Consider the following 10,017-nt stretch of genomic DNA (forward strand, 5'->3'; position numbering starts at 1 on the left):
ACGGGCGACGGAGGGGGTGCTGACCACGGGCGGCACCCCCTCCGTCGTGTCCGGGGGTGCCTGTGAGGGCCGGGCGTCCGGGGCGACGGCCCCGGGGGCGCTCCGTAGGATGAGCGCACACCCCGCCCTCTCCTCGAGGCGGGGTGCGCGTGCTGCCCCGGCCACGGTCGCGGCGGCCGCGCGTCCCGCCCGCACCACCGCCAGGAGCGCCCTCGCATGAACCTCACCGGCCTGCTCTCCGCCGTCCTCGCCGACCCCGGAGCCGCGGCGGCGCTGGAGGCGGTCCCGGCGCGGGGTCACGCCGACGTCGTCGGGCCGGCGGGCGTGCGCGCGCCGCTGCTCGCCGCCCTCGCCGGGGCGCGGGCCGGGTCGTCCGGGCCGGCGGCGGGCTCCCGCCCGCTCACGGTCGTGACGGCGACGGGCCGGGACGCCGACGAGCTCGCCACGGCGCTGCGGTGCTACCTGCCCGACGACGACGTCGCCGTGCTCCCGGCGTGGGAGACGCTGCCGCACGAGCGCCTCAGCCCCCGCAGCGACACCGTCGCCCGGCGCCTCGCGGTGTTCCGGCGCCTGGCGCATCCCGACCCCTCCGAGGGGCGCACGGGCCCGGTCCGCGTCCTCGTCCTGCCGGTGCGCGCGCTGCTGCAGCCCGTCGTGGCCGACCTGGGCGAGCTCGAGCCCGTCTCCGTCCGCAGCGGCGACACGGTCGACCTCGACAGCCTCGCGCACCGCCTGTCCGACGCCGCCTACCAGCGGGTCGACATGGTCGAGCGGCGCGGCGAGTTCGCGGTGCGCGGCGGCATCCTCGACGTCTTCCCGCCGACGGAGGACCACCCCCTGCGCCTGGAGCTGTGGGGCGACGAGGTCTCGGAGATCCGCTGGTTCTCCGTCGCGGACCAGCGCAGCCTCGAGGTGGCCGACCACCTCTGGGCGCCGCCCTGCCGGGAGATCCTCCTCACCGACGCCGTCCGGGCGCGGGCACGGGAGCTCGTGGCGCAGCTCCCGGGGGCCGTCGACATGCTCGACAAGCTGGCCGAGGGCATCGCCGTGGAGGGGATGGAGTCCCTGGCCCCGGCGCTCGTCGAGCGGATGGTGCCGGTGCTCGACCTCGTCGACCCGGCCTCGCTGCTCGTCCTCGTCGACCCCGAGCGCGTCCGCCGCCGCGCGCACGACCTCGTCGCGACGACGGAGGAGTTCCTCGCCGCGGCGTGGACGTCCGCCGCCGCCGGCGCGGCGACCCCGCTGGACCTGTCCGCCGCCTCCTTCCACACCTTCGCCGACGTCCGCGCGCTCGCGGCGACCCGGGCGCTGGGCTGGTGGACCCTCAGCCCGTTCACCCTCGAGGCGACGGAGGAGGAGGACGTCCTCGCCGCCGGCCCGGTGGGGGAGGTGGACACCTACGTCGTCGGGGCGCGCGACGTCGAGCGCTACCGGGGCGAGGTGGAGCGCGCGGTGGACGACGTGCGCCGCCTCCAGCGGGACGGCTGGCGCCTCGTGCTCGCGACGGACGGCCACGGCCAGGCGCAGCGCATGGTCGAGCAGCTGAACGCCTCGGACGTGCCGGCACGCCTCGTCGGGTCGGTGGACGCCGAGCCCGAGGGCGGCATCGTCCAGGTGACGCCAGCGCTCGTCGGGCCCGGGTTCGTGCACGAGGCCCTGCGCCTGGCGGTGTTCTCCGAGGCGGACCTCACCGGCCGCGCGGGGTCGAGCACCAAGGACATGCGCCGCATGCCCAGCCGTCGCCGCAACGTCGTGGACCCGCTGCAGCTCCGGCCCGGCGACTTCGTCGTGCACGAGGCGCACGGCGTGGGGCGCTTCGTCGAGCTCGTGCAGCGCACCATCGGCAGCGGCCCGAACGCGACGACCCGCGAGTACCTCGTCATCGAGTACGCCTCGAGCAAGCGCGGCCAGCCGGGCGACCGGCTCTTCGTGCCCTCGGACGGCCTGGACCAGGTGACGAAGTACGTCGGCGGCGAGGCGCCCACGCTCAACAAGATGGGCGGCGGGGACTGGGCCAGGACGAAGGGCCGCGCCCGCAAGGCCGTCAAGGAGATCGCGGCCGAGCTCATCCGCCTGTACTCGGCGCGCATGGCGACGGCCGGCCACGCCTTCGGCCCGGACACGCCGTGGCAGCGCGAGCTCGAGGACGCCTTCGCCTACGTGGAGACGCCCGACCAGCTCGCCACCATCGACGAGGTCAAGCAGGACATGGAGAAGCCCGTCCCCATGGACCGCCTCGTCTGCGGCGACGTGGGCTACGGCAAGACGGAGATCGCCGTGCGTGCCGCCTTCAAGGCCGTGCAGGACGGCAAGCAGGTGGCCGTCCTCGTGCCGACGACCCTGCTCGTCCAGCAGCACCTCGACACGTTCACGGAGCGCTACTCCGCGTTCCCGGTCACCGTGAAGGCCCTGTCCCGGTTCCAGTCGGCCGCGGAGTCGGCGGCGGTGGTCGACGGGCTGCGGGACGGGTCCGTCGACGTGGTCATCGGCACCCACCGCCTCATCACGGGCAGCGTGGGCTTCAAGGACCTCGGCCTCGTCATCATCGACGAGGAGCAGCGCTTCGGCGTCGAGCACAAGGAGACGCTGAAGGCGCTGCGGACGAACGTCGACGTGCTGGCCATGTCGGCCACGCCCATCCCGCGCACCCTGGAGATGGCGGTGACCGGCATCCGCGAGATGTCGACGCTTGCCACGCCCCCGGAGGAGCGCCACCCGGTGCTCACGTTCGTCGGCCCCTACGAGGAGAAGCAGATCGCCGCGGCGATCCGGCGCGAGCTCCTGCGCGAGGGCCAGGTGTTCTACGTGCACAACCGCGTGGAGTCCATCGAGCGGACGGCGGCGCGGCTGAACGAGCTCGTTCCCGAGGCCCGCATCGCCGTCGCCCACGGGAAGATGGGGGAGCACCGGCTCGAGCAGGTCATCGTCGACTTCTGGGAGAAGAAGTTCGACGTCCTCGTCTGCACGACGATCGTCGAGACCGGCCTGGACATCTCCAACGCGAACACGCTCATCCTCGAGCGCTCCGACCGGCTCGGGCTGTCCCAGCTGCACCAGCTGCGCGGGCGCGTCGGGCGCGGGCGGGAGCGGGCCTACGCCTACTTCCTCTACCCGCCCGAGGTGCCGCTCACGGAGACCGCGCACGACCGGCTCCAGACGATGGCCGCCCACACCGACCTCGGCGCCGGCATCGCGATCGCCATGAAGGACCTCGAGATCCGCGGCGCCGGCAACCTGCTCGGCGGGGAGCAGTCCGGGCACATCGAGGGCGTCGGCTTCGACCTCTACATCCGCATGGTGGGGGAGGCCGTGGCGTCCTTCCGGGGCGACCAGCCCGAGGAGCTGCCCGACGTCACGCTCGAGCTGCCCGTCGACGCGCACATCCCGCACGACTACGTGGCGCACGAGCGGCTGCGCCTGGAGGCCTACCGCAAGATCGCGGTCGCGGCCGACGACGCCGCGCTCGCGGAGGTCCGCGCCGAGCTCGTCGACCGGTACGGGCCGGTCCCCTCGGCGGTGGAGAACCTGTTCGCCGTCGCGGCCTTCCGGAACCACGTCCGCTCGGCCGGGCTGACGGACGTCACCGCGCAGGGCCGCATGGTGCGGTTCGCGCCGGTGGAGCTGGCGGAGTCCTCGCAGCTGCGGCTCCAGCGCCTCTACCCGGGGTCCGTGCTCAAGCCCGCGACCCGGACGGTGCTCGTGCCGTTCCCGACGACGGCGCGCATCGGCGGCAAGCCCCTGGCCGGCGGGCCCCTGCTCGACTGGGCCCGGGCCTTCGTCGACGCGGTCGTGCGCGGGGACGTCGCGGCGGCCGCGGCGGTCGGCGCGCGCTGACGGCCGCTCGCGGGCCGGCGGCCGGGTCGGGGTCGCGAACCTCACCCCGTCCGAGGGGTCCGCGGCCCGCGGCCCGTCGCTACGCTCGGCCGGTGAACGTACCGGGGGTCTCGACGAGCAGCAGGCTCGCCCAGATCGACATCATCCGCGGGTACTGCATCGCGAGCATGGTGGCCGGGCACGTCGCGCCGGGGTCGCGCCTGTCGTGGGCGCTGCACGCCTTCCCCTTCTTCGACGGCGCCTCCGGCTTCGTCATGCTGTCCGGCCTCGTGCTCGGCATCGTCCAGCACAAGCGCCTCGAGCGGGACGGCCTGCGCTCGGTGCAGGTGAAGACCGCGCGGCGCCTCGGCCTCATCTACGTGGCCCAGGTCGCGATCACGCTCGTCGCGCTCGCGATGGTGCCGCTCGCCCGTCTCCAGCACGAGAACCTGCCGCCCGTCGAGGGCAGCGGCCCGGTGGAGGTCGTCGCCCGCGTGCTCGGGCTGGCGCTGGCGCCCCCGGTGGGGAGCGTGCTGCGGCTCTACATCGTGATCCTGGCCCTGGCGATGCTCGCGTACTGGCTCCTGCGCCGCGGCCTGCCGCTCGTCGTGCTCGGCGGGTCGCTCGCGCTGTACGTCGTGGGGCAGGTCGCGCCGCAGTGGACGTCCTTCACCGCGAACGACGGCGTCACCCGCGGCGCGAGCTGGGCCGGGTGGCAGCTGCTCTTCATGCTCACCCTGCTCGTGGGCTGGCACTGGCGGCAGTGGGACGTCCCTGCGCTCCTGCGCACGCGGCGCTGGGCGTGGCTGGGCGGATCGGTCCTCGTCATCGTGGCCGCCGAGGTCCTCGGCCCGCGGCTGCCGGGCCTCTACGAGAAGGTCACGCTCGGCCCGGGCCGCATCGTCACGGCCTTCGCCGTCGTGGTGCTGCTGTACGTGCTGCTCGACGTCGTGCTGGCGGCCGTGCCCCTGGCTCGGACGCTCCTGCGCCCGGTCGAGCGCATCGGCCAGCGGAGCCTGGACTCCTACATCATCCAGGCCGTCGTCATCGTGCTGCTCCTCAGCTTCGTCACCTTCAGCACCTCAGGGCTCGTCGGGACCGCCCTCGCGCTCGGCATCCTCGGGCTGTGCTGGGGCTGGGCGGAGCTGCGGCGGTGGCGCTCGGCCCGGTCGGTCCGCCCCGCGCTGGTCGCCGCCTCGGCATGAGCCCGACGCACGACGCGGCCGCCGGCGCGGCCACGGAGCGGGGCGTGCCGGTCGCCCTGCCCCCGGTCGCCGACCGCACCCGCGACGCCCTCGCCCGCGCCGTCGCCACCATGGACCGCCTGCGGTCGCCGGGCGGCTGCCCCTGGGACGCGGAGCAGACGCACGCCTCGCTCCTGCCCTACCTCCTCGAGGAGGCGCACGAGGTCGTCGAGGCGGTCGAGGCCGACGACCGTGCCGGCCTGCGCGAGGAGCTGGGCGACGTCCTGCTGCAGGTCCTCTTCCACGCGCGCCTCGCGCAAGAGCACGACGAGGAGCCCTTCGACGTGGCCGACGTCGCGGACGGGCTCGTCGCCAAGCTCGTCCGGCGCCACCCGCACGTGTTCGCGCCGGAGGGCGGCGCGGACCAGGCTGCGGCGGCCGGTGCGCCGACCACCGACGACCTGCGCGCCGGGTGGGAGACCCTCAAGCGGGCGGAGAAGTCCCGGGCGTCCGCCCTCGACGGCGTCCCGCCCAGCCTGGGGGCGCTCGCCCGCACCCAGAAGCTCGCGACCCGCGCGTCCCGGGCGGGCCTCGCCGTCCCGGTGACCCCGCCCGACGCCCCCGGTGCGGGCGTGGGGGAGCGGCTGCTCGCGCTCGTCCTGGAGGCCGAGCGGGACGGCCTCGACGCCGAGGGCGAGCTGCGCCGCGCCGCCGGCGGCTGGGAGGCGGCCCTCCGGGCGGCCGAGGGTCGGCGGGAGGACCCGGCGCCGCGTGAGTCGCGTCACGGGGAGGCTGCTGCACCGCCCCTCGGGTGAACGATGGGCGACCATGGGGTGAACGTCTGGTTCCCCGAGCCCCCGAGGTGGTCGCGATGGCGCAGGACCCGAGCGAGCCGGGGACCGGCACGCGTCTCGTCGTCGACCCGCGGGCCGTCCGCCGCGTCGTGCTGCCGGTCGCGCTCCTCCTGGCCGCGGCGAGCCTCGGCGTCGCCGTCCTCACCGTGGCGGGGGTGCTGCCGGAGCGGGTGGTGCCCTTCGCGGCGCGGCTGCGCGTCGACGAGGAGCGGTCCCTGCCGACGCTGTTCCAGGTGCTCCTCATCGCCGCCTGCTGCGCCGTCGCCGCCACCACCGCCCGTGCCGAGCGCCTGCGCGGCGGCCCGGCGAGGGGCTGGCGCCTGCTCGCGCTCGTCCTGGCGGGGCTCGCGGTGGACGAGTCGCTCAGCCTCCACGAGGAGCTCACGGACCCCGTGCGACGGGTCCTGGGCACCTCCGGCGCCCTCTACTTCTCCTGGGTCGTGGTGGCCGTGCCGCTCGTGGTGCTGCTCGCGGTGGTCCTCCTGCCCTTCCTGCGCGCGCTGCCCCGCCGCACCGTGCGCGCCCTCCTCCTGGCGGGGGCGTTGTACGTCGGCGGCGCCGTGGGCGCCGAGATGGTGGGCGGCGCGCTGTTCGAGGCCGGCGGGAAGGAGACGTACGGCTACGTCGCCGTGTCGACCCTCGAGGAGCTGCTCGAGATGGCGGGGATGACCGTGCTCCTGGGCGCGACCGCGGAGCACTGGCGGCGCCACGTCGCCCGCGGCGCGGGGGGCGGCCTGCACGACGACCGGCCGCAGAGGTCCCCCGTCGCGGCCGAGCTGCGGCTGGCGGGGGCGTCGTCCGCCCGGTAGCCGCACCGGCTGCCCCTACGATGGCGGGCGTCCGGGCACGACGGGGAGGTCGGCGTGAGGCAAGAGCTGGTCAGGGGACTCCGAGGACGTCGGGCGGCGGCCGGCGTCCGAGCACGGGCGCGCGCGGCCGGGGCCGGCCTCGGGGTCGCGGCGGTGCTGGCGCTCGGCGCGTGCGCAGGGCAGCCGGGCGCGGCGGCGGTCGTCGACGGGCGTGAGATCACCAGCGCAGACGTGGCGGAGGTGCGGGACCAGCTGGGCGGGGTGCTCCAGGGCGTCACGTCGACGAACGTGCTGGCCGTGCTCGTGCAGGAGCCGGTCGTCACCGAGCTCGCCGCCGACCGCGGGGTCGCGGTCTCCGACGACGAGGCGCGCGCCGCCCTGACGCAGGCCGTGACCGCGGCCGGCGGGGAGGTGCCCGAGCTCGGCCCGGCGTCGCTCGCGGTGGGCCGGTACCTCGTCGCGACGAACAACCTCCAGGGCCTCGAGGACGCCGAGGGGGTCAGCGCGGAGCTGCTCGAGCGGGTGGCGGAGCAGGACGTCGAGGTCAACCCGCGCTACGGCTCGCTCGACGAGCGGAACACGGTCGTGGCGCCGACGCCCGTGCCGTGGCTCGTCGCCCCGTCCGCGGACCCGGCCGCGGTGCCGACGCCCACGCCCGCACCCTGACCCGACCGATAGGCGTCCCGCGGGTCAGCGGGTCGCCTGCGCCTCCGCGGCGGGGAGCGGGTCGACGAGGCCCTGCGACCGCATCCAGGCGACGAGGTCGTCGAACCAGCGGTCGGACGGCAGGCTCTGCGGGGCGGCGCCGAACCCGTGGCCGCCGCGCGCGTACGCGTGCGCCTCGACGGACGCCCCCGCCGCGAGCCAGGCGGTGTAGAGGCGGACGGCCGAGCCGGTGATGGCCTCGCCGAGCCCGTCGTCGGACGCCCACGCCAGGAACATGGGCGGTGCGGGCTCCGGCACGACCGCCGACCCCCACAGCGCGGGGTACACGGGGGCGACGAAGTCCGGCCGGCCCTCCGGCGGGGCGTCGAGGGTCGTGACCGCCGCGACGAAGCCGCCCGCGGAGAACCCCAGGAGCCCCACGCGGTCCGGGCGCACACCCCACTCCTGCGCGCGCTCGCGGACGAGGGCGACGGCCGCCCCGCCGTCGGCCGCCGCGACGGCGCGGTACTCCCGGCCGATCTGCGTCATGTACGGCATGTCGGTGAAGGCGCGCTCGGACATCGCCTCCCACTCCGTCACGTCCGGCCCGGAGGGCACCGTCCGGTAGCGCAGCACGAAGGCGGCGACGCCCTGCTCGACGAGGCGCCGGGCCACCCAGACGCCCTCGTTGTCGACGGACAGGAAGTGCAGCGCCCCGCCGGGGGCGACGACGACGCCCGTGCCCGTCGCCCGCCCGGGCTCGGGCAGGTAGGCGGTGAGGGTGGCGACGCCGACGTTGCGCACGTGGGTCCGGCCGTCGACGGCCTCGCCCCGGGGGAACACGAACGAGGCGTCCTCGACACCCTCGGTGGTGGGCAGGACGACGGGACCCTCGGTGCGCACGCTCTCTCCTCCGCCCCGCCCCGGTGGGCGCTCGGGCGCGCCCACGGTAGTGCCCGTCCCCGTCCCCGTGCCGCGCGTCCGCGCGCCCCCAGGCCGCGACGGGACGCCCACAGCCCTCCCGCCGCCCGCGGCGCCCGGGCGAGCGCGGCCGGCACGGCGGGTCCGCGGTCCGCGCGCCGAAGGTCCTGGAGGCGGGCGAGCCGGGCGTCGCTAGGGTGAGGACGTACACCCCCCCTCCCGCTGAAGGAGTACCCATGGCCAGCATCGAGGCCGTCGGAGCACGCGAGATCCTCGACTCGCGCGGCAACCCCACCGTCGAGGTCGAGGTCGCCCTCGACGACGGCACCATCGCCCGCGCAGGCGTCCCCTCGGGCGCGTCCACCGGCGCCTTCGAGGCCGTCGAGCGCCGTGACGGCGACAAGGGCCGCTACCTGGGCAAGGGCGTCGAGCAGGCCGTGAACGCGGTCATCGACGAGATCGCCCCCGAGCTCATCGGCTTCGAGGCGACGGAGCAGCGCCTCGTCGACCAGGCCCTCATCGACCTGGACGGCACGCCCAACAAGGGCAAGCTCGGCGCGAACGCCATCCTCGGCGTCTCGCTCGCGGTGGCGAAGGCCGCCGCGGACTCGGCCGACCTGCCGCTGTTCCGCTACGTCGGCGGGCCGAACGCGCACGTCCTGCCCGTGCCGATGATGAACATCCTCAACGGCGGGTCGCACGCGGACTCCAACGTCGACATCCAGGAGTTCATGGTCGCCCCCATCGGCGCCACGTCCTTCCGCGAGGCCCTGCGCACCGGCGCGGAGGTCTACCACTCCCTCAAGTCCGTGCTGAAGACCCAGGGCCTGAGCACCGGCCTCGGCGACGAGGGCGGCTTCGCGCCGAACCTGTCGAGCAACCGCGCCGCGCTGGACCTCATCCTCTCCGCGGTGGAGAAGGCCGGCTTCACGCCCGGCGTCGACGTGGCCCTGGCCCTCGACGTGGCGGCGACCGAGTTCTTCCGCGACGGCGCCTACCAGTTCGAGGGCGCCGCGAAGTCGCCCGACGAGATGCTCGCCTGGTACGAGTCCCTCGTCGCGGACTACCCGCTCGTGTCCATCGAGGACCCGCTGTCCGAGGACGAGTGGGACTCCTGGTCCGAGCTCGTGCGCCGCGTGGGCGACCGCGTGCAGATCGTCGGCGACGACCTGTTCGTCACGAACCCCGAGCGCCTCGCCAAGGGCATCCAGCTCAAGGCCGCGAACTCGCTGCTGGTCAAGCTCAACCAGATCGGCACGCTCACGGAGACGCTCGACGCGGTCACGCTGGCGCAGCGCTCCGGCTTCACGACGATGACCTCGCACCGCTCCGGCGAGACCGAGGACACCACCATCGCCGACCTGTCGGTGGCGACGAACGCCGGCCAGATCAAGACCGGTGCGCCCGCCCGTGGCGAGCGCATCAACAAGTACAACCAGCTGCTCCGCATCGAGGAGGAGCTCGACGACGCCGGCCGCTACGCCGGCCGCTCGGCCTTCCCGCGGTTCGCGCAGGCCTGACGCACGACCCCGCGGCGGGTCCGCGCACCGCACCGGTGCGCGGGCCCGCCGCCGTCGTCCCCGGCCCCCCCGGCCCCCCCGGCGCACGCACGCCGGAGGGCCCGGCGGCACGCCCGGCGGGGAGGGGTGCGGCCGTCGTCGCCGGTCACGGGGCATGATCAGGCCATGGCCCCCCTCCGTCGCCCCGGTGCCCCGCGCGCCGCGCCGGGGGCGACGAAGCCGGCCACCCCCCGCCGTGGCGGCCGTGCCGGCTCGCGCGCCCCGCGGGGCC

General features: G+C 75.7%; 7 protein-coding genes. 6 read left to right on the forward strand and 1 reads right to left on the reverse strand.

Annotation, left to right across the window (positions count from 1 at the left end):
- The first annotated feature begins 216 nt into the window (after positions 1-216).
- The 5 genes from mfd (at position 217) to EJA20_RS17000 (ending at position 7,326) form a co-directional block, all read left to right on the forward strand.
- Entirely contained in the window at positions 217-3,834 is a 3,618-nt protein-coding gene (gene mfd, locus EJA20_RS16980) for a transcription-repair coupling factor (protein ID WP_129339719.1), read from the forward strand.
- 92 nt (positions 3,835-3,926) lie between these two features.
- Entirely contained in the window at positions 3,927-5,018 is a 1,092-nt protein-coding gene (gene opgC / locus EJA20_RS16985) for an OpgC domain-containing protein (protein WP_129339720.1), read from the forward strand.
- Complete coding sequence (locus tag EJA20_RS16990; RefSeq protein ID WP_129339721.1) at positions 5,015-5,812, forward strand: nucleoside triphosphate pyrophosphohydrolase; 798 nt, start codon at positions 5,015-5,017, stop codon at positions 5,810-5,812. Before opgC ends, EJA20_RS16990 begins: the two co-directional genes overlap by 4 nt.
- A gap of 56 nt (positions 5,813-5,868) precedes the next feature.
- Positions 5,869-6,660: a hypothetical protein gene (locus tag EJA20_RS16995; RefSeq protein WP_129339722.1), complete on the forward strand. Its 792-nt coding sequence runs from the start codon at positions 5,869-5,871 to the stop codon at positions 6,658-6,660.
- Between the two features lie 54 nt (positions 6,661-6,714).
- A complete protein-coding gene (locus EJA20_RS17000; RefSeq protein ID WP_129339723.1) occupies positions 6,715-7,326 on the forward strand; it encodes a SurA N-terminal domain-containing protein in 612 nt (203 codons plus the stop codon).
- A 24-nt stretch (positions 7,327-7,350) separates the two neighbouring features.
- Here EJA20_RS17000 and EJA20_RS17005 read toward each other — a convergent pair whose 3' ends face one another.
- Positions 7,351-8,208 carry an alpha/beta hydrolase gene (locus EJA20_RS17005; protein ID WP_129339724.1) on the reverse strand — a complete coding sequence of 286 codons (858 nt, stop codon included), beginning with the start codon at positions 8,206-8,208 and terminating at the stop codon, positions 7,351-7,353.
- A gap of 254 nt (positions 8,209-8,462) precedes the next feature.
- On the opposite strand from EJA20_RS17005, the gene eno reads away from it, so the two are divergent.
- Positions 8,463-9,746, forward strand: a complete 1,284-nt coding sequence (gene eno, locus EJA20_RS17010) for a phosphopyruvate hydratase (protein ID WP_129339725.1) — start codon at positions 8,463-8,465, stop codon at positions 9,744-9,746.
- Positions 9,747-10,017 lie beyond the last annotated feature (271 nt).

It is taken from the genome of Cellulomonas endophytica, assembly GCF_004123805.1.
Lineage (GTDB): Bacteria > Actinomycetota > Actinomycetes > Actinomycetales > Cellulomonadaceae > Cellulomonas > Cellulomonas endophytica.